The organism is Janibacter melonis, assembly GCF_020567375.1.
Lineage (GTDB): Bacteria > Actinomycetota > Actinomycetes > Actinomycetales > Dermatophilaceae > Marihabitans > Marihabitans melonis.
Window position 1 is genome coordinate 987,483 of sequence record NZ_JAJBZM010000001.1, and the last position, 24,288, is coordinate 1,011,770.

The following is a 24,288-nucleotide window of genomic DNA, read 5'->3' on the forward strand; positions in this document are numbered from 1 at the left end:
AGGCACGTCGGATGACCCGGGCCGCCGTGACGCTCAGCGTCGGCGAGGTGCTCGGCAAGCTGGCGACCCTGCTCATGCTCGGGCTGCTCGCCCGGGCGCTCGGGGTGGCCGACTTCGGTGCCTTCTCCTTCGGGCTAGGTCTCGGGCTGCTCCTCGCGTCGGCGACGACGCTCGGGCTCGACCAGCGTCTCGTCCAGCTGACGGGCGGCGACCCGCAGAGCCTGTCGGCGCGGCTGTCCTCGCTGCTCGCCGTGCGGCTCTCGCTCGCGGCGGCGGTCGTCGTGCTGAGCGCGGCCGTGCTGCCGCTCGCCGTCGCCGACGACGTGCGCTGGCACGTCACCCTCGCCCTCGTCGCGGCGGCGTGCTGCGACGGCGTGACCGAGGCCTTCCGCTCGGCGGCCAGCGCTCGGCACGTGCAGGGCGGTCCGGCGGTGGTCCTCGTCGTCCAGCGCTTCCTCGCGCTCGGGCTCGTCGTCGCCGCGGTCGAGCTCGGCGGGGGCATCACCGGGGCGGCGCTGGGCTACCTCGCGGCGTCGGTCGTCGGCATGGTGCTCATGGCGCTCGTCGCGCGGGTGCGGGCCGACGTGCGGCCGTCGCCCGCGGCCGTAACGCGGGGGCACGTGCGCGACTACGTCGTCGCGGTGCGGGTGACCGGGCTCAACGACCTCGTCTCGATGGCGCTCTTCCGCATCGACGTCGTCATCATCGCGTGGCTCGCGGGCACAGTCGCCGTCGGCTACTACACGGCGGCCTACCGCCTGCTCGAGACCGTGCTCTTCATCAGCTGGTCGGTCGCGCGGGTCATCCTGCCGGCCCTGGCCGACACCTCGCTGCGGGCGGTCGAGCGCTCGCGGACGGTCGCGACGGCGCTCGTCGTCGTCACCGCGGTGTACCTGCCGTACACCGCGCTGCTGCTCACCCGGGGCGAGGAGCTCGTCGCGCTGCTCTTCGGCGAAGACTTCGGGTCGCGGGCGATCATCCTGTGGCTCGCCCCGGCACCGCTCTTCTTCGGGGTCGCGCAGGTGGCGCTCATCGCGCTCCTCGCGCTGCGCCCGGACCCGGCCGTGCTGCTCGCGAGCACACTCGCCCTCGCGACGAACGTCGCGCTCGACGTCGCGCTCATCCCCCTCTACGGACCGGCGGCGGCCGCGGCGGCGACGACCGCGGCGTACGCCGTGCAGGCGGTCGTCGTCGTCATCGCACTGCGCCGACGGGTGGCGCCGGTGCACGTGCGGCGGGCGCTCGTCGTGTGCACCGGGGCGGCCGTCGTCGCCGGCGCGACGATGCTGCTCCCGGTGCACGTCGTGCTCGCCGCGCTCGTCGGCGGGGTCGTCTACGTCGGGCTGTGGTGGCTGGCGAGCCGGCGCTGGGACCGGCCGACCCACGACCTCGTGCGCTCCGTGCTCACGTCGGGGGCGTCATGAGCACCGTGGCGACGCGTCCGGCAGAGGTGGCCGGGGCCGGCGCGACGTCGCAGGGCTCGGTGGCCGGGGGTGGTCGCGAGGTGCCGACCGACCGGGCCACCGGTGCACCCGGTGCCGTCGGCCCGGCGGCGCCGTACGCCCTGCCCGACGCCATCACCGCCTCGCTCGTCGTCCTCGCTCTCGGCGCCCCATGGGCGCCGGGCCTCGTCCTGCCGGTCAGCCTGCTCGTCGCGGTCCTCTGGGGGCTGCGCGTCGTCGACACACGGCGGCTCGCCCTGCCGCCTCTCGTCGTCGTCGCCGCGGGCATCCCCCTCGCCCAGGCCGCCGCCCTGCCCACCGCCGTCGACCCGGTGCGCTCGGCCGTGCTCACGGTGGCGAGCGCCCTCGGGTGGGCGTGCGCCGCGGCCCTGGCGACCCTGACCCCGCGCCGGCGCGCGGCGGTGCTCGGCTCACTCGTCGTCTCGCTCCTCGTCGTAAGCGCCCAGGCGACCACGGACCTCGGCGGGCTGACCAGCCGGGCCGGCGGGTCCGTCGTCGACGGCCGGGCGCAGGGCCCCTTCGCCCAGCCCAACGAGCTCGGTGCCTACGTCGTGCTGCTGCTGCCCGTGTGCGTCGCCCTCGCCGCGCGCCCGCGCAGCCGGGCCGCCCGCGCGCTCCTCGGCCTGGCCGTCGTGCCGGTGCTCGCCGCGCTCGCGCTCAGCCTGTCGCGCGGGGCGTGGATGGGCGCTGCGGCCGCGACCGCCGTGCTCGTCCTCGTGCTCCCCCGGCTCGTGCCCGCCGTCGCCATCGCCCTCGGCGGGGTGAGCACGGTCGTGCTCGGTCTCGCGCTGCTCGGCACGACCGGACCAGCGGCGGTCGTCCTGTCGCGCATCGGCTCGCTCGGCGACCCGTCGCGCTCCCCCGACGACCACCGCCCGCAGATCTGGGAGCTGGCCCTCGACGCCGCGGCGCACCGACCCGTGACCGGGGTCGGGGCCGGCGGGCTCGAGACCTGGGCGACGCGCACCGACTCCGCCCTCACCCTCGAGACCCCGCTGCACGCGCACAACCTCGTGCTCACCGTGCTCAGCGAGACCGGCGCCGTCGGCGCCCTCGTCCTCGTCGCCCTCGCCCTCGTGCTCCTGCACGGGCTCTGGCGCGCCGCCACGAGCACCACCTCGTGGCTCGTGGCCGCACCGCTCGCCGGTCTCGCCGGCGCCGCCGTCCACGGCCTCATCGACATGCCGTGGCGCAACCCCGGCCTCACCGCGACCGCCTGGCTCCTCGCCGGCGCCGCGGCCCACATCCACCGACCCCTTCGACCTCGAGCTGAGAGGCCCACCGTGACCCCCAGGACCACGCGCGCCCACGACCAGGCCGCGACCACCGACCGTGCCCCCGAGCGGGCCGTCGACCGCACCCCCGAGCAGGTCGTCGACCCCACCCCGGTCCGGCGGCGCCGGGCCTGGCCGCTGCCGACCGTGCTCGCGGTCCTCGCCTCCGCCGCGCTGGTCGCCGGTCTGTACTACCTGCCGACCCAGCACGAGGCGACCGCCGTCGTCGGGCTGCGCAGCGAGGCGGCGAGCGAGGGCCAGGCGACGACCGGGCCCGACGAGCTCAAGCTCATCGCCCAGCAGTACTCGGTCGCCCTGTCCGACGAGGCCGCGGTCGACGAGCTCGTCGACGAGCTCGGCATCCCCGCGACGAGCACCGCCGAGGCGACGGTCGACCCGGAGACGACGACCGTGCGCATCGCCGCCCGCTCGGACGACCCGCAGGAGGCGAGCGACCTCGCCGACCGGATCGCGCGCAGCGCAGAGGCCCGGGCCGACGAGGACCCGCAGGTCGTCGCGACGACGCTGTCGACGGCCAGCCCCGACCACACCCGGGTGACCCCGCCGAAGCCGCTGCTCCTCGCGTGCGGGCTGTCGGCGATCCTCGTGCTCGCCGTCGGGCTGTGGCTGCTGCGGCGGCAGCGATGAGCGGGCGCACGCCGCTGGTGCTCATGTACCACGGCATCGGCGAGGTCCCTGCGGCGTCGGACCCGGACAACCTCTACGTGCCCGAGGCGGCCTTCGCCGCCCAGCTCGACCACCTCGCCGCGCGCGGGTGGACGGTGCTCGACGAGGCCGGCTACCTCTCGGCGCTCGACGGCGCGCCGACCCCGCGGCGCTCGGTGCTCATCACCTTCGACGACGGCTACGTCTCCGTGCTCGAGCGGGCCGCGCCACAGCTCGCACGACGCGGCATGAGCGCGATCTGCTACGTCTCGCCGGGGCTCGACGGGCAGGCGCCGCTGCCCGGGATGCCGCCGGAGTCACGCCTCATGACGGCCGCCCAGATGCGCGAGCTGTCCGCGGCCGGTGTCGCGCTCGGGTGCCACGGCTGGGCGCACGAGTCGATGCCGGGCATGAGCACCGAGCAGCTCGAGCAGTGCACGGTCCGTGCTCGCGACGAGCTGCACTCGCTCGTCGGCGAGCGTGTCGCGACCTTCGCCTACCCCTACGGCCACCACGACCAGGCGGCCCGCGAGGCCGTCGCCGCCGCGGGCTTCGCGTGCGCGCTGGCGACGTACGACGGCGCGGGGCGCCTCGCGATCCCCCGCGTCGACATCAACGCCACGGACACCGCGCGGACCTTCGAGCTCAAGCTGAGCCGGGTCTACCCGCTCGCCCGGCGGGCGCTCGGCTCCGCACCCGCGGTGCGCCGCGCCGCGCACCGCGTCCTCGGCCACGCGGCGAGGTCGTGATGCGCCGGATCCTCCACGTCACCGACTGCTACAGCACCGGCGTCGGGCGGGCCATCGACACCGTCGTGTCGCTGACGCCCGAGCACGAGCACCACCTGCTGTGGGCCGGCGAGGACGACCCGAGCGGGGTCGGCTTCGCGAGCACGCGCCCACTCCCCCGCGGGCTGCCCCAGCGGGTGCGGGCGGTGCGCGAGAGCGTCGCGCGGACCGGCAGCGACATCGTCCACGCGCACTCGAGCCGGGCCGGGGTCTACGCCCGCCTCACCGGTCTCGACGCCCGCGTGCTCTACCAGCCGCACGCCTACAAGCTGCTCGACCCTGCGTTGCCCGCCCCCGCCCGGGCCGCCGTCTCGCTCGTCGAGCGCGCGCTGGGCCCCCGTACCGACACGGTCGTCGTGCTCTCCGAGGAGGAGCGGGCCCTCGCCGCGCGGCTCACCCCGTCGGCCGCGCACGTGCTCGTGCCCAACGTGCCGAGCATCGCCCGGCCGGCCCCGGTCGTCACCGATCCCGAGCGCGCCGGACCTCCGCCGCGCACGGTCGTCATGTCCGGGCGGGTCAGCGCGCAGAAGGACCCCGAGTACCTCGTCGCCGTCGCCACCCGGCTGCGCGAGCTCGACCCCGGGGTGTCGGTGCGCTGGCTCGGGAGCCCCGACGACGCGCGGCTGGCCGCCCGGCTGCGGGCAGCCGGGGTCGAGGTCACCGGGTGGCTCACGGCCGACGAGCTGACCGCCGCGCTGCGCGCCGCCGGGGTGTACCTGCACAGCGCCGCGTACGAGGGCTTCCCGCTCAGCGTGCTCGACGCCGCCGCGTGCGGCCTGCCGGTGCTCGTGCGCGACATCTCGGCCTTCGCCGGGACGCCGCTCGTGCGGGTCGCCGGGCCCGAGGACGCGACGACGCGGGTGCTCGAGGTGCTGCGCGGCGGCGAGGCGTGGCAGGCCGCGACGGCCGGTGGCCGCGACCTCCTCGCGTCGATGGACCCCGCCGTGCAGCGGGCGCGTCTCACCGATCTCTACGGCTGAGGGGGCGCCCTTCGAGGCTCGCTGGCGCTCGCACCTCAGGGAGCAAAGGGGTCGGCTCGCTGGCGCTCGCACCTCAGGGAGCGAAGGGGGGGGGGGCGGGGGGGCGCCCCCCCCCCCCCCCGTGGGGGGGGGGGGGGGGGCCCCCGCCCCCCCCCCCTTCGACGTCTCGTGGCTGTCAGCCCGCGTGGGCGGCGACGGCGGCGGCGACCGCCTCGGCGACGCCGTCCTGGAAGACCGGGGGGATGATGAGGTCGGCGCGCGGCTCGGGGACGAGGTCGGCGATGGCCTGGGCCGCCGCGAGCTTCATCTCCTCGGTGATCTGCACGCCGCCCGCGTCGAGCGCCCCGCGGAAGATGCCGGGGAAGGCGAGGACGTTGTTGATCTGGTTCGGGTAGTCGCTGCGACCGGTGGCGACGACCGACGCGTAGCGGTGGGCGACGTCGGGGTGCACCTCGGGCGTGGGGTTGGCCAGCGCGAAGATGATCGGGCCCTCCGCCATCGAGGCCACCTGCTCCTCGGGCACCGTGCCGCCGGAGACCCCGACGTAGACGTCGGCGCCGACGAGCGCGTCGCCGAGCGAGCCGGTGAGGCCGCGCGGGTTGGTCTGCTCCGCGAGGCGCTGCTTGTGCGCGACGAGGTCTGTGCGACCGGGCTCGATGATGCCGCGCGAGTCGGCGACGATCACGTCCTCGACACCGGCGAGCTGGAAGAGGTCGCTCACGGCGACCCCCGCCGCCCCCGCGCCGCCGATGACGACGCGCAGCGAGGACAGCTCACGGCCGACGACGCGGCAGGCGTTGATGAGACCGGCGAGCGCGACGATCGCCGTGCCGTGCTGGTCGTCGTGGAAGACGGGGATGTCGAGGCGCTCGCGCAGCCGGCGCTCGATGTCGAAGCAGCGCGGCGCCGAGATGTCCTCGAGGTTGATCCCGCCGAAGGACGGAGCCATCCGGGCGATGGCGTCGACGAGCTCGTCGACCGAGCCCGACTCGATGGTGATCGGCACGGCGTCGACCCCGGCGAAGTGCTTGAAGAGCACCGCCTTGCCCTCCATGACGGGCATCGCGCCGAGGGGGCCGATGTCGCCCAGGCCGAGCACGGCGGTGCCGTCGGAGATGACGGCGACGGTGTTGTTACGAGCGGTGAAGCGGCGCGAGAGCGAGGGGTCCTGCGCGATGGCGAGGCACACGTCGGCGACACCGGGGGTGTACAGCAGCGACAGGTCTTCGAAGCCGCGCAGCGGCTTCGTCGCCCGTACCTCGACCTTGCCGCCCTCGTGCGCGGCGAAGGCGGGCGCCGTGAGGTCGTAGGAGGTGGTCTGCTCGGGCTGGCTCACGCGAGCGATCCTCGCACAGGGGGCGAAGGGGTGGGCAGGCCGTCCAGGCGTGGTGTCGGCCTCATCTGCCGCCCTGGACCATGCGCCGCGAACCGTCCGTCCGGGTCATGCCGGGGAGCCTCCGGCGGGCCTACCCTGCTCCCCTGAGCCGCGCCACCGGCTCACCCTTCGCGCCACCCGAGGTCGACATGGCTGCTCCGCTCCGCATCCTCGTCCCGCTCCTCTCCGCCGTCGTCCTGGCCGCCGGCGCCGCCGCTCCTGCCAGCGGCTCGCCGCCGGGCGCCTCCGCCGCGGCGGGCACCGTGCGGATGACCGGCGTCGTGCTGCGCACCCCCGCCGAGCCGGGCCAGCCCGCCCGCACCGGGCTGCGCGTGGGCAGCCGGCTCGTCGCGACGAGCGGCGCCGGCATCGAGCGCACCCCCGCCGGCTCGCGGGTCACCGTCGACGTCGGTGTCCCGCCGGCGGCGGGCCCGTCGGGCGACCGGGTGGCGGCGAGCATCGATGCCGCGTCGCGGCAGGGCGCGCCCGCGCTCGCCGTGCAGCGGGTCGTCAGCTCGACTCCCCCGGTCGCGCAGGCGTACACGCCCGCGACCCGGGCGCTGACGATGGTCAACGTCACCCCGCGGGGAGCCACCCCGGACCCGATCGGCACCCCCGCCCTCACCACCCAGGTGAGCGCGTCGAGCACCTTCTGGCAGCAGCAGTCCCGCGGCGAGCTGCGCCTGGCGATGTCGGGCGCGCTGCGCCCGTCGTACACCGCGTCGGTCGACTGCTCCGACCCCTTCGCCCTGTGGGACGAGGCGGCCCGCCGCACCGGGTACGTCGACGCCGACAACTCCTCGCTCGTCCTCGTGCTGCCCGGCAACGCCGCGTGCTCCTACGGGCTCGGCACGATCGGCGGCTCGCCGAACAGCGGCGGCTACATCTACTACACGGGCGACAGCCCCGACGTGCTCAGCCACGAGGCCGGCCACAACATGTCGCTCATGCACGCCGACCGGCTGGCCTGCCCGACGCCCGACGCCCGTCAGCTCGGGTGGGACGACTTCGGCACGTCGTGCGATCTCGCCCCGTACGGCGACGGGCAGGACATCATGAGCGTCGACCTCATCGGCTCGCCCTCGCCGATGCTCTCGACGCCCCAGGCCCTGCGCACGGGGATGCTCGAGGCGAGCGCGGCGACCGTGCTGCCCGGCACCGGTACGTCGAGCGTCACCCTGCTGCCGGTCGCCGGGCGAACCGGGCTGCGCTCCGCGCGGGTGACCAACCCGGCGACCGGGGTGACGTACTACGTCGAGTACCGGCGCGCGAGCGGGCTCGACGCCGAGAACGCCTGGGGCCACCGCACGGGCGTGCGGGTGCTGCGGTGGAACTACGACAGCACCAACCAGACCGTCCTGCTCGACCCCTCTCCGACGGGCACGTGGGACGACGCCGACCCGGTGCTCGACGTCGGCGAGACGCTGACGACCTATGACGGGGGTCTGCGCTTCCGCACGGTCTCGGCGGGCACGACCTCGGCGACCGTCGAGGTGACCAGCTCGGTGACGCTGCGCGACTTCACGATGAGCGCCGGTCCGTCGATCAGCGGCACCCGGGGGGTCGGGCGCACGCTCACCGCGAACCGCGGCACGTGGAGCCCGACGCCGAGCAGCACGAGCTACCGGTGGCTGCGCGACGGCGTCGCGATCTCGGGGGCCTACTACAGCACGTACACCCCGCGCACGGCCGACGCGGGTCGGTACCTCAGCGTGCGGGTCACCGTGCGGCGCCTCGGGTACCGCGACGCGACGGCGACGAGCTCGCGGGTCGGCATCCCGATCTACGCGACGACCGCGCCGCGCATCGGGGGCACCGCTCGGGTGGGTCGCACGCTCACCGCGTACGTCGGGTCGTGGACGCCGACGCCGTCGACCTACGGATACCAGTGGTACCGCGGCAGCACGGCGATCTCCGGGGCCACGGCGAAGACCTACGTCGTGCGCTCTTCCGACGCCGGGGCGAAGATCCGGGCGCGGGTCACCGCGCGACGCACCGGGTACAGCAGCGGGTCGGCGTACACGGCGTACACCGCGGCGGTGACGCGCTGAGGGGGTCGGGCGGGGGCGAAGGGGGCGTCGCCTCCTCGTCGTGAGGGGCTGACACCGGCCGCCACTACGCTGCACCCGGGGCCGGACCCGGGCCTCAGGGCGGCGGCCCGACGTCACGCACCGCACAGCTGAGGACCCCATGACCCACCGACCTGTCGTCGGCGCGCTGGCCGCGTGCGCGGCCCTCGCCGTGGCCGCCCCGGCCGCCGCCACCCAGAGCCCGTCGACCGCGGTGTCGTCCTCGAGCGGCCCCACGCCGCTCGTCCGGCTCACCGGCACGCTCCTGACCACCGCCGTGGAGCCGGCCCACGGGTCCACCGTCGCCCCCGGCGCCGCTCACGCCGCAGTGCGGGTCTCCGGCCGGCTCGTGCCGGTCGACGCCGGGGCCGTCGCCGACGTGCCCTCCGGCAGCCGGGTCACCCTCGACGTGCGCGTGCCCGACCCCGTCGTCGAGGCCGCCGAGCAGGGCGACCGGCTGCGGGTGCCGACGCTCGCCGGCCGGACCGCTACCCATGACCTCGGCAGCGCCGACGTCGACGCCGCGAGCGACGACTCCCCCGCGACCGCGGGCTCCGACATCGGCCGGGCGACGACCGACCAGGCGATCGCCCCGGGCAGCGAGCCGCTCGCCGTCGAGGAGGTCGTCTCGACCCGGGCCGCCGCGGCCGCGGCGTACACCCCGGCGACCCGTGAGGTCACGGTCGTCAACGTGGTCCCGCGCGGTGGCACCGCCGACCCCGCGACGAGCGCCGAGATCAGCAGCATGGTGAGCGGCACCGACGCCTTCTGGCGGGCCAACTCGCGCAGCACGCTCAAGGTCTCGCTGGCGCGGGTCGCCCCGTCCTTCCGCTCCTCCTACGGGTGCGACGAGCCGTGGAAGATGTGGCAGGACGCCGCCGCCCGGCTCGGATGGCCCGGCAGCCCGGACAGCACACTCATGCTCGTGCTGCCGGAGCGCCTCCCCGAGTCGCTGGGCTGCGGCTACGGGCTGGGATCGCTCGGCGAGTCCCCGAACAGCTCGGGCTACGTCTACGGCATGGGTACGGCCGTCGACCTCCTCGCCCACGAGATCGGGCACAACATGTCGCTCGACCACGCCGACGTGCTCACCTGCGAGACGAGGGCGCAGGACGCGGCCGTCAGCCGTGGGCGGTGGCCGAGCCGGTGCAGCGAGTGGGAGTACGCCGACGGCCAGGACATCATGAGCCTCGACGGCGAAGGTCCGTCGGGCATGCTCTCCACCCCCCGCGCGTGGCAGCTGGGGCTGCTCGAGCGCTCCGCCGTCACCTCGGTGCCGAGCGGTCGCACCACGCGGGTCACGCTGCGCCCGCTGGCCGGGCGCACCGGGGTCCGCGGTGCCACCGTCGTCAGCTCCTACTCAGGGGCTCGCTACTGGGTCGAGTACCGCACGCCCGCCGGCCGCGACCGCTACAACGCCCTCGGGCAGCGCACCGGCGTCCGCGTGCTGCGCATGGGCCCGAGCGGCACGACGGTCCTGCTCGACCCGACGCCCACGGGCGACATGGACGACGAGCTGCGTCTCACCGCCGGCCGCACGCTGCGCAGCTACGACGGGCGCATCCGGGTGACGACGGTCTCGACCTCGAGCACCGCCGCGGTCGTCGACATCACGGCGTCCTCGAGCGCGACGTCCTTCTCCCGCGTCTCGGCCCCGTGGGTCGCCGGCACCCGGGGCGTCGGCCGGACGCTCACCGCTCGCGAAGGGGGCTGGCTGCCCGTCCCCGCGTCGTACACCTACCGCTGGTACCGCGGCGGCTCCCCGATCAGCGGCGCGACCGGGCGCACCTACCGCCCGACGACCGCCGACGCGGGCCGCTACCTCTCGGTGCGGGTCGTCGCCTCCGGGCCGGGCCTGCTCGCGACGAGCCGCACCTCGGCCGCGGTGGGCATCCCGATCTACGCGACGACCCGGCCGAGCGTCGCGGGCAACCCCCGCGTCGGGCGCACCCTCGAGGCCCGGGTCGGGCGGTGGACCCCGTCACCGACGAGCTACGCCTACCGCTGGTACCGCGGCGGCCGGGCGATCTCGGGCGCGACGGGCAAGACCTACCGGGTCACGTCCGCCGACGCCGGGCACCGGCTCCGGGTCGTCGTCACCGCCCGCCGCTCGGGGTACAGCACCGGCTCGACCTCGACCTCCTCCACGGCCGCCGTGACCCGCTGACCGTGGCTCTCCCCTTCGCGCTCGTCCGCGTCACCGGCGCCTCGATGGAGCCGACGCTGCGCGCCGGCGACCTCCTGCTCGCGCGGCGCGGGGCGAGCGTGCGACCCGGCGACGTCGTGCTGTGCGACCTGCCGCCCGACCCGTGGGGCCGGCCGCGCCCGACCGCCGTCAAGCGCGTCACCGGCACCGACCCCGACGACCCCGACCGGTGGTGGGTCGAGAGCGACGACCCGCGCGCCGGGGTCAGCTCCTTCGACCCGAGCGTCGGGTCGCTGCCGCCGGAGGCCGTCCACGCACGAGTGATCCTGCAAGTCCGTTGCAGGAGGTGGGATCTGCGGGTCCGCCGAGTAGGTCCGGCGCCCGCGCGCGACTAGGTTTGGACGTGGACCTGCCCACCATGACGAGAGGACAGACATGCGTCTGCGTGACCTCCTGCACATCCCCACCGTAAGCGCCCACTGCGACCTGCCCTGCGGTGTCTACGACCCCGCCCAGGCCCGCATCGAGGCCGAGTCGGTCAAGGCCATCATCAAGAAGGTCGCCGACAGCGACGACCCCGACTTCCGCACCCGTGCGGTCGTCATCAAGGAGCAGCGCTCGCAGCTCGTCAAGGAGCACCTGTGGGTGCTCTGGACCGACTACTTCAAGCCGCCGCACTTCGAGAAGTACCCGCAGCTGCACACCCTCGTCAACGAGGCCACGAAGCTCGCCGGCGCCTCGGGCACCAAGGGCGAGTTCGACGAGGCCAAGGCCGACGAGCTCCTCGCGAAGATCGACGAGATCGACAAGATCTTCAAGGAGACCAAGCAGGCCTGATCTCGGCCCGCTGACGAAGGGGGACCCACGCGATCTCGCGCGGGTCCCCCTTCGTCGTGCTCGGGGTCGTCCAGCGCGCGCTCAGCCCTGCGAGACGACCTCGTCGAGCGCCTCGACGACCTCCGGGTCGTACTCGTAGCCCAGCCCGAGGTGGAGCCGCTCCAGAGCGAGGTGGACGACGCGCTGCCCGTGGGCACCCTCGGTGAGGTCGTCGTAGGCGTTGACGACCTTGATGATGCGGGCCTCGACCGGCAGCTCGCGGCCGATCTCGAGCTGCTGGCGGTAGGGCTCGTGGACGGCGGCGAGGACCTCCTCGAGACCGGGGGTGTCGAGCGCGGTCCGGGCGATCCGGCGCGAGGACTCGATGACGGTCTCGAGCGACTGCGGCGACGCGTCGATCGTCATGCCGTGCTCGAGCGGCACCTCCAGACCCACCTGGCCGATGTCGTGGAGCAGCGCCGCGCGCTCGACCGAGTGCAGGCTGCGCTCGGTGAGGCCGAGGCGGCGGCCGACCTCGACGGAGAGGTCGGCGACCCGCTGCGGGTGCCCGGGGCGGCCGCCCGCGGCGATCGCCGGGATGCGCGAGAGCACGACGAGCGCCTCGCCCTGGGCGCGCTGCACCGCGAGGTAGCGCCGCTGCGAGAGCAGCACGAGCGTGACCGGCAGGACGTAGAGCGGCAGGGCGACCAGCCCGAGCACCGGGTAGCTCACGGCGATGAGCGGCCCCGAGGCGGCCACCGCGCCCGAGGTCACCGAGTCGAGGAGGAGCGCGCGCTGGGCGCCAGGGGCGCCGACCTCGCGCGAGCCCACCTGGACGAGCACCTGGGCGGTGCGCTCGACGAGCCAGCCGAGGAGCGCGCACAGCAGCAGCAGGGTCGCCGTGGCCGGGCTCGACAGGTCACCGCCCCAGGCCCACTGGAGCAGGGTGCCGCGGTCCTGCGTGGAGATCCCCCGGCAGGCGACCGTCGTGGCCGCCGCGCCGAGGAAGCGTGCGGCCGCCGGGCCGAGCTGCACCGGGCGGCCGAGGAGCCACGCGATGAGCTGGCTGGCGAGGAAGAAGACCCCGAGGATCGCGATGACCCGTGCGGCGGAGGCGAAGCCGCCGGGCGTCACCGCCGGGGTCATGGCCAGGGCGACCGCCGCGGCGGTCGAGATCGGGGCGGCGTGCCGCGAGACCGCGAGGCTCGGCATGACCTCGCCGAGGACGATGCTCGTCCCGGTGATGAGGACGAACCACGTGGGGAAGGACAGCCCGGGCGGGTCGAGGAGCAGGGCGACGCCGAGGACGAGGGCGGCGGTGGCCAGGACGATGCGGGGGCCGACGACCATGAGGGCGCGGGGCGGGCGCAGCCGTCGCTCGCGACCGCCGGGTCGGCTCGGGCCGATCGACGGGTGGGTGCTCGGCGCGCTCATCGGCGCTTCCTCGCGCTCGCGGCGACCCACCGGGTCATCTCGGGATCGGCCTGCTCGACGACGGACCACGACCGGGTGATGAGGTGCAGCTCGTCGTCGTCGACGGGAGCCGGGCGGGACCCGCCCTCGCGCGTCGGCTGGAGGACGGAGGGGTGGCGCTCGGCGATCGTGGTCAGGGCCTCGACGCAGTAGGGGTCGAGGCTGCGGCCCGACTTCTCGGCGCACCGGCGCAGCGCTTCTGCCGTGCTCAGCGCGTCGCCGACGTGCGGCTGGACGAGGCTGACCCAGGTGTCGGCGACGGTGACGATGCGCGCCTCGAGGGGGATGTCGCCGCCGGACCTGCCGTAGGGGTAGCCGCCGCCGTCCCACAGCTCGTGGTGGGCGAGGACGGCAGGAACGGCCGAGCGCAGCGGGCGCACGCCGTGGAGCATCTCGGCGGCGACGTCGGGGTGACGCACGAGGGTGTCGAGGTCGCGCGCCGCGACCTGCTCCTCGAGCAGGCGTGCGCGGTCGAGCGAGAGCAGACCGATGTCGTGCAGGGCACCCGAGGAGCGCACCGCCTCGACCTCGGAGTACGAGAGCGAGAGCTCCTCGGCGACGGCCGTCGCGACGCGCGCGCACAGCTCGGCGTCGGCGCGCGCACCCGGGGCACGGATGTCGAGGGCCTCGACGAGGCCCTGGAGCATCGTCTCGTAGAGCTGGTGCTCACGCGTGTACTGCAGCAGGCCCCACTGGGCGAGCAGGAAGGTCGGCAGGAGCAGGACGACCGCGAACCAGCCCAGACCGACGGGGTCCCACAGCAGGACGAGGAGGTAGGCGGTGACGCCGTAGCCGAGGTAGGCCGGGGCGATCTGGGGCGAGAGCCCCGAGATGATCGTGCTCACCGGGGTGCCCTCGGTGATCCGCAGGATGCCCGCCAGGCTCAGCAGGTTGGTCAGCCCGACGCCGAGCGCGAGCAGGGCCGCGCCGAGGGCGATCTCACCCGGTGACGACCCCGAGGACAGCGTCTCGGGCAGCACCGTCGTGGCGAGCCCGGACCCGACGAAGACGCCGAGGACCGGCCAGGAGACGTTGAAGAGCAGGAGGTTGAGGTTGCGCCGGTACATCCAGGCGGAGGACGCGGCATGGACGAGCACGGCGCCGACCGGTCCGACGAGCTGCACCGAGGCGAGCAGCACCACGGAGTGCAGCTGGATCGACACGTGCCGGACCGGCAGCGTCGGGGTGGCCCGAGCGGCGAAGGAGATGATGAGGAGCGGCACCACGGCACCCAGCCGCTCCGGCAACCCCCAGATCAACGCCGCCAGGACGACGCTCGCGCTGCTGGCAGCAGCCAGCAGCGCGAGGTATGTCGTGGTCCCGCGCGCACCTGACGTCGTCATGTGTTCGCGGGTCTACTTGTCAGCCGCCCCAGTCGAACCCGCGGACGATCTTCGGGCCGGCAGAGGTCGAGCCGTCGGCCGAGGCAGCCGAGGCGGCGGCGACGCCACCGATGAGCGCCGCGACAGCCAGCGCGAAGGCGACAACAGTGCGCTTCATGATCACACCACACTTTCGAGATAACCCGGGAGGGGACCGGGGGCGGGCCGTAGCCGCGCAACTGTGGCGTGCGCTGGTCTCGTGTCCGCACGGTAATCTTGCCACAGCGGGTCATGAATCCGTATGGGATAGTTGAAGAAATCACCAAACCGGATGCGTCCCGTCCGGCACGACGGAGGAGGTCCCCCATGAGCAAGCGCGCGCGCAAGCGTCGGTCCCGCAAGGGCAAGGCCGCGAACCACGGTCGCAAGCCCAACGCCTGACCGGCCCGTCCCCGCAGGGGACGACGAAGGGGGGGGCCCCCCCCCCGGGGGGGGGCCCCCCGGGGGCGGGGGCGGCCCCGGGGGGGGCGGCGCAGCCCGGGGCGCCCCGCGGGGTGGGCGCCCGGCCCCGCGCCGGGGGGGGCCCCCACGGCCCACGCCCGCCCCCCCCGGTCCCACCCCCACCGCCCCCCGGCCCCCCCCCCCGGGGGCCCGACGGGGGGGGCGCCCCCCCCCGGGGGGGGGCGCCCCCTTCGTCATGCCCGGGCCCTGCTCGAGCCGGCTCAGCCGGGGAAGCCCTCGGGGTTGGCCGACTGCCAGCGCCACGTGTCGGCGCACATGTCCTCGATGGTGCGGGTGGCCCGCCAGCCGAGCTCGCGCTCGGCGCGCTCGGTGCCGGCGTAGACGACGGCGAGGTCGCCCGCGCGCCGGGGCGCGATGTCGTAGGGCACCTGCGCACCGCTCGCCCGCTCGAAGGCGTCGACCATCTGCAGCACCGAGGTCCCCTGCCCCGTGCCGAGGTTCCAGGCGCGCGCCCCGATCTCGGGGTGCTCGGCGAGGTGGTCGAGCGCCGCGACGTGGCCCTCGGCGAGGTCGACGACGTGGATGTAGTCGCGCTCGGCGGTGCCGTCGGCCGTCGGGTAGTCGTCGCCGAAGACGGCGAGCCGCTCGCGGCGGCCGACGGCGACCTGGGAGATGAAGGGCATGAGGTTGTTCGGGATGCCCTGCGGGTCCTCGCCGATCCGGCCCGACGCGTGCGCGCCGACGGGGTTGAAGTAGCGCAGCAGCGCGACCTGGAAGCCCGGGGAGGCGGCGGCGACGTCGGTGAGGATCTGCTCCTGCATGACCTTCGTCCACCCGTACGGGTTGGTCGCCGAGGTCGGCAGCTCCTCCGTCATCGGCACGGGAGCGCCCTCGCCGTACACCGTCGCCGATGACGAGAAGACGAGGCGGCGCACGTCGTGCCGCTCCATCGCCCGCACGAGCGAGAAGGTCGAGCCGATGTTGTTGCCGTAGTACTCGAGCGGCTGCTCGGTGGACTCCCCCACGGCCTTGAGCCCGGCGAAGTGGATCACCGCGTCGAAGTGCTCGTCGGCGAAGAGCTGGGCGGTCTTGTCCTCGTCGCGCAGGTCGAAGCCGTGCACGGTGATCGCCGCGCCCGAGAGCTCCTCGAGCCGGGCGACGACCGTGGGCTTGGAGTTGACGAAGCTGTCGACGACGACGGGCTGGTGCCCGGCCGCGAGGAGCGAGAGGACGGTGTGCGAGCCGATGTAGCCGGCGCCGCCGGTGACGAGGACGCGCATCCGATCAGCCGTCGTAGCGGATCTCGGTGTACTCCTGCACGACCCCGCCGTCGACGGAGTAGGTGCTGAAGGACTGCATGATCGTCGTCCGCAGCGCGGCCGGCGCCTGCTCGCGACCGCACGAGCGCTTGACGAGCGCCTTGACCATGCGCTCGAGGTCGTGCTCGTCGAGGCAGGGCTGGCACCCGCGCAGGTGCTCGGCGATCCGCTCGTGGTCGGCCTCGGTCATCTCGCCGTCGAGGTACTCCATGATCCGGTACATCGTCTCGGAGCAGTCGACATGGTCCTCGGCGTGCTCGCTCATGACGTCCCCCCTTCGCGTCCGGTGGTCTCCTGGGCCGCGCCACCGATCCCTCGGTCGCGCGCGTAGTCGGCGAGCTTCTCGCGCAGCAGCCGGCGCCCGCGGTGCAGGCGCGACATCACGGTGCCGATGGGCGTGCCCATGATCTCGGCGATCTCCTTGTAGGCGAAGCCCTCGACGTCGGCGAGGTAGACCGCCATGCGGAAGTCGTCCGGCAGGTCCTGCAGCGCCCGCGTCACCTCGGTGTCGGGCATGTGGTCGAGCGCCTCGACCTCCGCGCTGCGCAGCCCGCGGCTCGTGTGCGACTCGGCCTGGTGCAGCTGGTAGTCCTCGACCTCGGGGCTGCTCGACTGCTTGGGCTCGCGCTGCTTCTTGCGGTACGTGTTGATGTAGGTGTTGGTGAGGATGCGGTACATCCACGCCTTGAGGTTGGTGCCCGGGCGGTACTGGTGGAAGGCCGCGTAGGCCTTCGCGTACGTCTCCTGGACGAGGTCCTCGGCGTCGGTCGGGTTGCGCGTCGTGCGCATGGCCGCGGAGTAGAGCTGGTCGAGCAGGGGCATGGCCTCGCGCTCGAAGCGGGCTCGACGCTCCTCGGGCGACTCGGACGAGACGTCGACGCCGGCATCGGCGGCAGCCTGCTCCTCGTCGCTGAGCGGTGGGGTGATCGGCTTGGTCATCGCGCTCCAGCCTAGCGGGGCGCTGGTGCGGTCGACGGCGGGCAGCACGAGCACGTGGTGGCCTCTCGCAGTCGGGACAGGGTCGCTCATCTCAACATCCCTCCCCCACCCGGCATTCCCCCGCCCGCGCGCACCCCGCTCCCCCTTCGCCGAGGTATGGCAATCGGTCCGCTGACACCTGCGGATCCCGACAGATCTCCATACCTCGGCGATCCACAGGGGCGGTGCGCCCGGGTCCTCGGTCCACAGGCGGGCGGACCCGCCTCGCGCGGGGGCGGGCGAAGGGGGAGAACCGAGCCATGGACCTCCCGGTCGCCCTCGGCGACGCCTTCACCCTCGAGCACGCGCGGGCGCAGGAGCGCACGGGCACCTTCCGCTCCGGCTTCGACATCCCGTCCTCCGGCATCCGGGTGCGGCGCGGGGTCGAGCTCACGCTGCCCGAGCGGCTGGGGCTCCTGCGCGCGGTGCTGCCACCTGACATCGCCTTCTCCCACGACACCGCGGCCGAGCTCTGGGGCCTGCCCCTCCCCGCTCGGGGCGCAGCTCCCGACCTCCCGGTGCACGTCATCCGACCGATCCACCGACCCCCCGTCGTGCGGCGAGGAGTCGTCTCGCACAAGGGCATCGGCACTCGTGACATCGCCGAGGTCGAGGGCCTGCCGGTGACGACGGTCGTCGACACGTGGTGCGACCTCGCCGCCAGCTGGTCCCGGGCAGCCCTCGTCGCCGCCGGCGACGTCCTGGTGCGCGAGCACGGTGACGAGCACCTGCGCGAGCTCGTCGCCGACCTTCGTGGCTGCCGCGGCGTGCGGACCATGCGCGAGCTGCTGCCCCTGCTCCGCGCGAGGTCCGCGTCACCCACCGAGTCACGGGCCCGTCTGGTCTTCCACGACGCGGGGCTGCCGGAGCCGGAGCTCAACGTCGAGATCGTCGACGACGTCGGCGGCTGGCTCGCCACCCCCGACTTCACATGGCGCGCCCAGAAGGTCGTCGGGGAGTACGACGGCGACCAGCACCGCACGGATCGCACCGCGTGGCAGTACGAGCGAGACCGCCGTGCGCGCCTCGAGGACCACGGGTGGACCTATGTCGAGATGACCTACATCCACCTCGTCGACCCGGCGCGGCGAGAGCAGCTCGTCCGTCGTCTCGCGGCGCACCTGCTCTGAGGCCGGTCGCGCCGCTGCCCCACGGCCGACCGCGCTCCCCCTTCGCCCGTCCCCCCTTCGCCCCTCGCTCTCCCCCTTCGCCCCTCGCCGAGGTATGGCAATCGGCCCTGATCCACGCTGGATCAGGGCCGATTGCCATACCTCGGCGGGGCTGGGGGGACCCGGGCCCAGAGGTGGCGGGGCTGGGACGACCGAGCCCGAAGGGGGCGGGTCGGGTCAGGCGTAGATGTGCCGGGTGGCGCGGGCGCGCTTCTTCAGGCCCTTCATCCCCTGGGTGGCGAGGATCTTCAGGGTCTGCGCCGAGCTCGTCGCGTTCGGGCGCGAGAGGCGGAAGATCTCCGACCACGCGGAGGCGACCTGGCGGGGCAGGCTGCCCTCGACGTAGGTGAGGTCGTACTTCTCGAAGAGGGCGCGCACCTTCGGCTGGACCTCGGCGAGCTTGATGCTCGGCATGTCCGGGAAGAGGTGGTGCTCGACCTGGTGGCTGAGGTAGCCGGTCATGACGTGCATCGCGCGGCCGCCGCTGATGTTGGCCGAGCCGAGCATCTGACGCAGGTACCACTCGCCGCGGGTCTCGCCGTCGATCGAGGTCTTCGTGAAGGTCTCGACGCCGGACGGGAAGTGGCCGCACATGATGACGCTGTGCGTCCAGTAGTTGCGCACGACGTTGGAGACGACGTTGGCGGCGAGGGTCGGCAGGAAGTTCGGGCCGGACAGCAGCGGCCACAGCACGTAGTCACGCGCGGCGAGCTTCTTGATCTTGTTGACGACGACCTTCGCGTCCCGCTGGAACTCCGGGTTGGACTTGCGGCCCTTCCAGTTCTTGCCGAGCTCGAGGTCGTAGGCGGCGATGCCGTACTCGAAGAAGGTCGCGTTGACGGCGTTGAGCAGCGGCTGCGCGAGGTAGATCGGGTACCACTTCTGGGCGTCGTCGACGCGCATGATCCCGTAGCCGAGGTCGTTGTCCTTGCCCACGACGTTCGTGTACGTGTGGTGGACCTCGTTGTGGCTGTGCTTCCAGTGCTCCGAGGGCGAGACGTTGTCCCACTCCCACACGCTCGAGTGGATCTTCGGGTCACGCATCCAGTCCCACTGGCCGTGCATGATGTTGTGCCCGATCTCCATGTTGTCGAGGATCTTGGCGACGGACAGGCCGGCGGTGCCGACCACCCAGGCGATCGGGTTGCCGGAGAAGAGCAGGACGCCCCGGCTGCCGATCTCGAGGTAGCGCTGGGTCGCGATGATCTTGCGGATGTAGGCGGCCTCGCGCTCGCCGAGCGAGTCCATCGCCTCGCGGCGGATCTCGTCGAGCTCGCGGCCGAGCTCCTCGATCTGCTCGGGGCTCAGGTGCGAGATGGGGCTCGGCGTCGCGTTGACGACGGTGTGGATCTCCTCCGACCGGCCGCCGGTGATACGGGCGTCGGTGCGGGTGGGGGTGCGCTCCAGGGTGGCAGTCATGCTCGCTCCTTCTGCTGGATCGTGCAGGCGCCCGCGGCGGCCGAGATGCAGGTCTGCACCTTCACGGGCGGGTCGTCGGTCGTGGTCTCGGTGACGATGCCGGTGCGCAGGTCGCGCACCGCGCCGTCTGTCAGGGGCAGGACGCAGCCCATGCAGATGCCCATCCGGCACCCGCTGGGCATGAGGACGCCGGCGTCCTCGGCGGCGTCGAGGATGGTCGTGGCGCCGTCGACCTCGAAGGTCGGGCTGGCCGTGGGCCGGGCGGTGTCGAGCATCGTCACCGAGCCGCCGTCGCCGGTCACGGCGAGGACGGGGCGGAATCGCTCGACGTGCATGGCCTCGGTGAGGCCGTGGCCGGCGAAGTGCTCCTCGAAGGCGTCGAGCATCGGCGTCGGGCCGCAGGCCCAGGCCTGCCGCTCGCGCCAGTCGGGCACGACGTCGTCGAGCATCTGCGGCGAGAGCATGCCCTCGTCGTCGGTGTGCCGGACGACGACCCGCACGCCGGGGCGCTCGGCGGCCAGCTCGGCGGCGAAGATGACGTCGGCCGGCGTCGGCGCGCTGTGCAGCAGCACGACGTCGGTGCCCGACAGGTCGTGGCTGCGCAGCATGCCCATGACGGGGGTGATGCCGGAGCCGCCGGTGACGAAGAGGAGGCGCTCCGGGAGCACCTCGGGCAGGACGAAGTCGCCGCTGGCCTGGTCGAGCATGACGAGGGTGCCGGGGCGGGCGTCGTGCACGAGGTGACGGCTGACGAGACCGTCGGCCATCGCCTTGACGGTGATGGTGATGAGCCCGTCGGTGCGGTCGGCCGGCGAGGTGATCGAGTAGGCGCGCCAGCGACGCACCCCGTCGATGTCGATGCCGAGGCGGATGTACTGACCGGCGCGGTGGCCGGCCCAGTCGCGACCGGGGCGCAGGGTGATCGTCGCGGCGTCCGCGGTCTCGGGGGTGATGGCGACGACGCGGGCGCGCAGCTCGGCGCCGGCGCGCAGCGGCGCGACCATGTCGAGGTAGTCCGTCGGCAGCAGCGGGGCGGCGAGGACCTCGGCGACGCGGGTCGCGGAGGTGCGCAACCGGGCGAAGGGGGAGCCGGCCACGCGGTCGGGTCGGGCATCAGTGGTCATATATCCATGATGTCGGTCCGAACCCCCTGCGGGACTGTCCACCCGGCGTAGTCTTCACCTGCAGAAGTTGTGCGCAGCGAACAAGATCGAGGTGGATGTGGTGCCGGACACCCCCAAGACCCGCTCTCAGGGCAGTGGCGAGCGACCCCGCGCGACGCCCTCCTCCCCGCCCCCCGCGGCCACCCGGACCGCTGCCCAGGCGGCCGAGCTCGCCCTCGACGAGCAGACCGCGCGCTCCCTTCGCTCCCACCTGCCGGAGGTCGCCGAGTCGGTCATCGCCGCGATCATCGAGGAGGTCCCGTCCTACAGCGCGCCCTTCCAGGGCCGGATGGGCCGGGTCATCGAGCAGGCGGTGCGCACCTCGCTCGACTCCTTCCTCGACGCGGCGTCGGCGGCGTCGGGCGCGCGCGCGGGCGAGCAGACCTCGATCGGGGTCGGGGTACAGGCCGCCGAGCAGCTCGGCCGTGCCGAGGCCCGCGCCGGCCGACCGGTCGACGCCCTGCTGTCGGCCTACCGCGTCGGCGCCCGGGTCTCATGGCGCGAGGTCTCGCGCATGGCCGTCGCCCAGGGCGCCGAGGCGGCGACGCTCGGGCGCTTCGCCGAGGTCGTCTTCACCTACATCGACGAGCTGTCGGCGGCGAGCGTCGCCGGGCACAACGCCGAGACGCACACCGCCGAGCGCGCGCGCATCGTCAACCTCGACCGGCTCGTGCGCAGCCTGCTCGTCGGCGCCCCGGAGACCCGGCTCGTCGAGGCCGCGCAGCTCGCGCGATGGACCCCGGCGCGCACCTTGACCGTGGTCCTCGTCGCCGGCGAGCGCGCGCTCAACACCGCGGCGATGCTCGACCCGCGCACGCTCTCGCTCGGCGAGGACCTGCCGCCGGTGCGGGGGCTCCCCGCCCCGGACCGCGTCGCCGCCCTCCTCGTGCCCGACGCCGGCGGCCGGGCCCGCGGCGCCCTGCTCGACGTGCTCTCCGGGCGCGACGCCGTCGTCGGCCCCGCCGTGCCGTGGACCGAGGCCGACCGCTCCTACGCCCGGGCGGTGCGGGCCGCGATGCTCCCCCGCGAGGACGGCACCGTCCTCGACACCGACGCGCATCTCGCCCGGATCGTCCTCGCCGCCGACCCCGAGACCCTCGCCGACCTGCGCGAGTCGGCGCTCGCCCCCTTCGCCGATCTCACCGAGGGCAGCGCCGAGCGGCTCGCCGAGACCCTGCGGGCCTGGCTGCTGCTCCAGGGGCGGCGCGAGCTCGTCGCCGAGGCGCTTCATGTGCACCCGCAGACGGTGCGCTACCGCATGGGGCAGGTGCGCGAGCTGCTCGGCGACCGGCTGCAGGACCCCGACGCCGTGCTCGAGCTCGTGCTCGCCCTCAGCGCGCGACCGAGCTGACGAAGGCGGTCACCGCCGGCACGACGTCGCGCTGCGGGGCGGTGAGGCTGTGGGTGCCCGCCACCTCGCTGACGACGACGGAGCGCACGCGCTCGCCGAGCGCCTCGCAGACGTCCTGCGGCCCGCCGAAGGGGTCGGCGCGCCCTTGCACGACGGCGAGCGGCACACCGGACTCGACCGGGGCGAGGAGCTCGCCGACGCGGCTGTGACCGAGGTCCTTGCCGGGCGGCACGAGAGGGAAGGACAGCGCGAGGACGGCGTCGGCGTCGACCGCGACGCACGTGCGGCACGCGACCCGGGCGCCCGCGCTGCGGCCGCCCACGACGAGCGGGCGGGGCAGCGCCCAACGGCCACGGGTGAGCGAGCCGAGCAGCGGGACCCAGGCCGCGTCGAGCCGGGACGGCGGCGAGGCGACCCGTCGGCCGGCGACACGCCAGGGCATCTCGACGAGGGCGACGGTCCACCCGAGGGAGGGCAGGGCCTGCGCGATCGCCTGGAGGTCCGGGGCGTCGATCCCCCCGCCTGCCCCGTGGGTGAGCACGACCGACCCGGCGTCGCCGCGCGGGCCCAGGTGCACCCGCGCCGGACCCTCCGGCGTCTCGACGGCGCGCTGCCTCATCCGCCGATCACCTCGCCGGTCTCCGGGTCGACGACACCGACGAGCTGCGCGGTCGGGATCGGCTCGACGAGGCCGGGGCCGTTGCCCGCGCTGCCGTTGACCGCGGTCGAGACGGGGTGCGCCGCGAGGCGCCCGGGCAGGCTGATGTCGAGCATCTCCTGGACGTGACCAGGATCGGTGAGGTGCGGGTCGAGCCAGTCGTCCCAGACGTCCGGGTCGAGGACGAGCGGCTGGCGGTCGTGGATGCGGTCCATCCCGGGGTCGGCCGCGGTCGTCACGACGGCGAAGGTGGTCAGCCAGGCGGCCGGGTCGTCGGGGTCGGCGACGCCCGGGTCGCGCCAGAACTCGTAGAGCCCGGCGAGCGCGAGCGGGGCGTCGTCGCCGCGGTGGATGTAGAAGGGCTGCTTGCGCGGCTTGCCCTTCGCGTCGAGGGCGACCGGCGAGCGCTGCCACTCGTACCAGCCGTCGGCGGGCACGAGACAGCGCCGGCTCGTCGCCGCCTTCGCGTAGGACGACTTCTCCAGCGCGGTCTCGGCGCGGGCGTTGATCATCCGGATGCCGACCGAGGGGTCCTTCGACCAGCTCGGCACGAGACCCCACGTCATGAGGCGCAGCTGGCGGGCGGGCTCCCCCTTCGTGCCGTCCTCCTCGCGTACCGCCCGGGTGAGCACGACACGGGCCTGCTTCGTCGGCGCGACGTTCCAGTCCGGGGTGCCCGGTGGCGGCTGCTGCGGGTTCTTCAGCACGGAGCGGCTCGGCTCCGCGGTGCGGTCGAGCTCGACCTGCAGCGCAGCGACGATCTCCTCCATCTCGGCCGATGCCGCATAACGCCCGCACATGCGGGTCAGCCTAGGCACCCCGCGAGGATCACCGGTCCCGCAAGACGTCATACGGTAGGCGCGTACCTGTCCAGCGACCCAGGAGTGACCATGCTCGTCCGACGACTCGCCCGTCCGATGCTCAGTGCCATCTTCATCTCCGGCGGCATCGGCGCCCTCCGCCACGCGCAGGGCCACGAGCCCATGACCGAGAACGTCAAGCCCTTCCTGAAGAAGATCGGCGTGCCGACCGACGACATGGAGACCCTCATCCGCGCCAACGGCGCCGTGATGGTCGGTGCCGGTGCCCTCCTCGCGATCGGCCGCCTCCCCCGCCTGTCCAGCCTGGCCCTGCTCGTCTCGCTCGTCCCGACCACGGCCACCCACGACTTCTGGGCGCAGAGCGACCCGCAGGCCAAGCAGATGCAGCAGATCCAGTTCTTCAAGAACCTCGGTCTGGCCGGCGGCCTGCTCCTCGCCGCGGTCGACACCGAGGGCAAGCCCGGTCTCGGCTACCGCGCGAAGATGGCCGGCGACAGCCTCGGCCGCTCCGCCCACACCGCCAAGCTCGAGGCCCGGCTCGCCGCCGCGAACGCCAAGAGCGCCCTGAGCTGACCC

23 protein-coding genes are annotated in these 24,288 nt (G+C 74.2%); 12 read left to right on the plus strand and 11 right to left on the minus strand.

Going from position 1 to position 24,288, the window contains the following annotated elements; genetic code table 11:
• Positions 1 to 11 precede the first annotated feature (11 nt).
• The 4 genes from LIV55_RS04575 to LIV55_RS04590 are packed head-to-tail and all read left to right on the plus strand — an operon-like array spanning position 12 to position 5,171.
• Positions 12 to 1,424 (plus strand): oligosaccharide flippase family protein, encoded by a 1,413-nt coding sequence (locus LIV55_RS04575; RefSeq protein ID WP_229299317.1) that lies wholly within the window; start codon positions 12 to 14, stop codon positions 1,422 to 1,424.
• Positions 1,421 to 3,385: an O-antigen ligase family protein gene (locus LIV55_RS04580; RefSeq protein WP_229299318.1), complete on the plus strand. Its 1,965-nt coding sequence runs from the start codon at positions 1,421 to 1,423 to the stop codon at positions 3,383 to 3,385. Before LIV55_RS04575 ends, LIV55_RS04580 begins: the two co-directional genes overlap by 4 nt.
• Positions 3,382 to 4,152 carry a polysaccharide deacetylase family protein gene (locus LIV55_RS04585; RefSeq protein WP_229299319.1) on the plus strand — a complete coding sequence of 257 codons (771 nt, stop codon included), beginning with the start codon at positions 3,382 to 3,384 and terminating at the stop codon, positions 4,150 to 4,152. Before LIV55_RS04580 ends, LIV55_RS04585 begins: the two co-directional genes overlap by 4 nt.
• Positions 4,152 to 5,171, plus strand: a complete 1,020-nt coding sequence (locus tag LIV55_RS04590) for a glycosyltransferase family 4 protein (protein ID WP_229299320.1) — start codon at positions 4,152 to 4,154, stop codon at positions 5,169 to 5,171. Before LIV55_RS04585 ends, LIV55_RS04590 begins: the two co-directional genes overlap by 1 nt.
• 175 nt (positions 5,172 to 5,346) lie before the next feature.
• Here LIV55_RS04590 and LIV55_RS04595 read toward each other — a convergent pair whose 3' ends face one another.
• On the minus strand, positions 5,347 to 6,507 hold the full coding sequence (locus LIV55_RS04595; protein ID WP_229299321.1) for an NAD(P)-dependent malic enzyme: 1,161 nt from the start codon (positions 6,505 to 6,507) through the stop codon (positions 5,347 to 5,349).
• Positions 6,508 to 6,695: 188 nt separating this feature from the next.
• On the opposite strand from LIV55_RS04595, the gene LIV55_RS04600 reads away from it, so the two are divergent.
• The 4 genes from LIV55_RS04600 to sodN all read left to right on the plus strand — a co-directional run bounded on the left by LIV55_RS04600 (position 6,696) and on the right by sodN (position 11,598).
• Positions 6,696 to 8,597: a hypothetical protein gene (locus tag LIV55_RS04600; protein ID WP_229299322.1), complete on the plus strand. Its 1,902-nt coding sequence runs from the start codon at positions 6,696 to 6,698 to the stop codon at positions 8,595 to 8,597.
• A 139-nt stretch (positions 8,598 to 8,736) separates the two neighbouring features.
• Positions 8,737 to 10,782 carry a hypothetical protein gene (locus LIV55_RS04605; RefSeq protein ID WP_229299323.1) on the plus strand — a complete coding sequence of 682 codons (2,046 nt, stop codon included), beginning with the start codon at positions 8,737 to 8,739 and terminating at the stop codon, positions 10,780 to 10,782.
• 2 nt (positions 10,783 to 10,784) lie between these two features.
• Complete coding sequence (locus LIV55_RS04610; RefSeq protein WP_229299324.1) at positions 10,785 to 11,156, plus strand: S24/S26 family peptidase; 372 nt, start codon at positions 10,785 to 10,787, stop codon at positions 11,154 to 11,156.
• 40 nt (positions 11,157 to 11,196) lie between these two features.
• Entirely contained in the window at positions 11,197 to 11,598 is a 402-nt protein-coding gene (gene sodN / locus LIV55_RS04615) for a superoxide dismutase, Ni (protein WP_068277561.1), read from the plus strand.
• Between the two features lie 81 nt (positions 11,599 to 11,679).
• Here sodN and LIV55_RS04620 read toward each other — a convergent pair whose 3' ends face one another.
• The 3 genes from LIV55_RS04620 to LIV55_RS04630 are packed head-to-tail and all read right to left on the minus strand — an operon-like array spanning position 11,680 to position 14,550.
• Positions 11,680 to 13,011 carry an HD-GYP domain-containing protein gene (locus LIV55_RS04620; protein WP_148041581.1) on the minus strand — a complete coding sequence of 444 codons (1,332 nt, stop codon included), beginning with the start codon at positions 13,009 to 13,011 and terminating at the stop codon, positions 11,680 to 11,682.
• Positions 13,008 to 14,393 carry an HD-GYP domain-containing protein gene (locus LIV55_RS04625; protein WP_229299325.1) on the minus strand — a complete coding sequence of 462 codons (1,386 nt, stop codon included), beginning with the start codon at positions 14,391 to 14,393 and terminating at the stop codon, positions 13,008 to 13,010. The genes LIV55_RS04620 and LIV55_RS04625 overlap by 4 nt, the downstream gene beginning before the upstream one ends.
• 19 nt (positions 14,394 to 14,412) lie before the next feature.
• A complete protein-coding gene (locus tag LIV55_RS04630) occupies positions 14,413 to 14,550 on the minus strand; it encodes a hypothetical protein (RefSeq protein ID WP_191565054.1) in 138 nt (45 codons plus the stop codon).
• A gap of 188 nt (positions 14,551 to 14,738) precedes the next feature.
• Between LIV55_RS04630 and LIV55_RS17310 the strand changes: the two genes are divergently transcribed.
• Positions 14,739 to 14,813 carry a 50S ribosomal protein bL37 gene (locus LIV55_RS17310; RefSeq protein WP_370670760.1) on the plus strand — a complete coding sequence of 25 codons (75 nt, stop codon included), beginning with the start codon at positions 14,739 to 14,741 and terminating at the stop codon, positions 14,811 to 14,813.
• A gap of 281 nt (positions 14,814 to 15,094) precedes the next feature.
• Here LIV55_RS17310 and galE read toward each other — a convergent pair whose 3' ends face one another.
• Genes galE through LIV55_RS04645 form a run of 3 tightly spaced genes read right to left on the minus strand, consistent with a single transcriptional unit; the run spans position 15,095 to position 17,092 of the window.
• On the minus strand, positions 15,095 to 16,114 hold the full coding sequence (gene galE / locus LIV55_RS04635; RefSeq protein ID WP_229299326.1) for a UDP-glucose 4-epimerase GalE: 1,020 nt from the start codon (positions 16,112 to 16,114) through the stop codon (positions 15,095 to 15,097).
• 4 nt (positions 16,115 to 16,118) lie between these two features.
• Complete coding sequence (gene rsrA, locus LIV55_RS04640) at positions 16,119 to 16,418, minus strand: mycothiol system anti-sigma-R factor (protein ID WP_123092112.1); 300 nt, start codon at positions 16,416 to 16,418, stop codon at positions 16,119 to 16,121.
• Positions 16,415 to 17,092 (minus strand): sigma-70 family RNA polymerase sigma factor, encoded by a 678-nt coding sequence (locus LIV55_RS04645; protein WP_123092357.1) that lies wholly within the window; start codon positions 17,090 to 17,092, stop codon positions 16,415 to 16,417. The genes rsrA and LIV55_RS04645 overlap by 4 nt, the downstream gene beginning before the upstream one ends.
• A 299-nt stretch (positions 17,093 to 17,391) precedes the next feature.
• Here LIV55_RS04645 and LIV55_RS04650 point away from each other — a divergent pair, with 299 nt between their 5' ends.
• Positions 17,392 to 18,261: a putative endonuclease domain-containing protein gene (locus LIV55_RS04650; RefSeq protein WP_229299327.1), complete on the plus strand. Its 870-nt coding sequence runs from the start codon at positions 17,392 to 17,394 to the stop codon at positions 18,259 to 18,261.
• A 216-nt stretch (positions 18,262 to 18,477) separates the two neighbouring features.
• Here the strand turns inward: LIV55_RS04650 and LIV55_RS04655 are convergent, their stop codons facing one another.
• Both LIV55_RS04655 and LIV55_RS04660 read right to left on the minus strand, forming a co-directional pair.
• Positions 18,478 to 19,719, minus strand: a complete 1,242-nt coding sequence (locus tag LIV55_RS04655; protein ID WP_123092114.1) for a fatty acid desaturase family protein — start codon at positions 19,717 to 19,719, stop codon at positions 18,478 to 18,480.
• The gene (locus tag LIV55_RS04660; RefSeq protein ID WP_123092115.1) at positions 19,716 to 20,843 is read right to left on the minus strand and encodes a ferredoxin reductase; all 1,128 of its coding nucleotides are present in this window, start codon (positions 20,841 to 20,843) and stop codon (positions 19,716 to 19,718) included. Before LIV55_RS04660 ends, LIV55_RS04655 begins: the two co-directional genes overlap by 4 nt.
• Before the next feature lie 100 nt (positions 20,844 to 20,943).
• On the opposite strand from LIV55_RS04660, the gene LIV55_RS17115 reads away from it, so the two are divergent.
• A complete protein-coding gene (locus LIV55_RS17115) occupies positions 20,944 to 22,233 on the plus strand; it encodes a PucR family transcriptional regulator (protein ID WP_229299328.1) in 1,290 nt (429 codons plus the stop codon).
• Here LIV55_RS17115 and LIV55_RS04670 read toward each other — a convergent pair.
• Both LIV55_RS04670 and LIV55_RS04675 read right to left on the minus strand, forming a co-directional pair.
• Positions 22,214 to 22,852 carry an alpha/beta hydrolase family protein gene (locus LIV55_RS04670; RefSeq protein ID WP_229299329.1) on the minus strand — a complete coding sequence of 213 codons (639 nt, stop codon included), beginning with the start codon at positions 22,850 to 22,852 and terminating at the stop codon, positions 22,214 to 22,216. The genes LIV55_RS17115 and LIV55_RS04670 overlap by 20 nt on opposite strands.
• Positions 22,849 to 23,691, minus strand: a complete 843-nt coding sequence (locus tag LIV55_RS04675; RefSeq protein WP_229299330.1) for an SOS response-associated peptidase — start codon at positions 23,689 to 23,691, stop codon at positions 22,849 to 22,851. The genes LIV55_RS04670 and LIV55_RS04675 overlap by 4 nt, the downstream gene beginning before the upstream one ends.
• A 90-nt stretch (positions 23,692 to 23,781) precedes the next feature.
• Between LIV55_RS04675 and LIV55_RS04680 the strand changes: the two genes are divergently transcribed.
• Positions 23,782 to 24,285 (plus strand): DoxX family membrane protein, encoded by a 504-nt coding sequence (locus tag LIV55_RS04680; protein WP_068277524.1) that lies wholly within the window; start codon positions 23,782 to 23,784, stop codon positions 24,283 to 24,285.
• Positions 24,286 to 24,288: the final 3 nt, after the last annotated feature.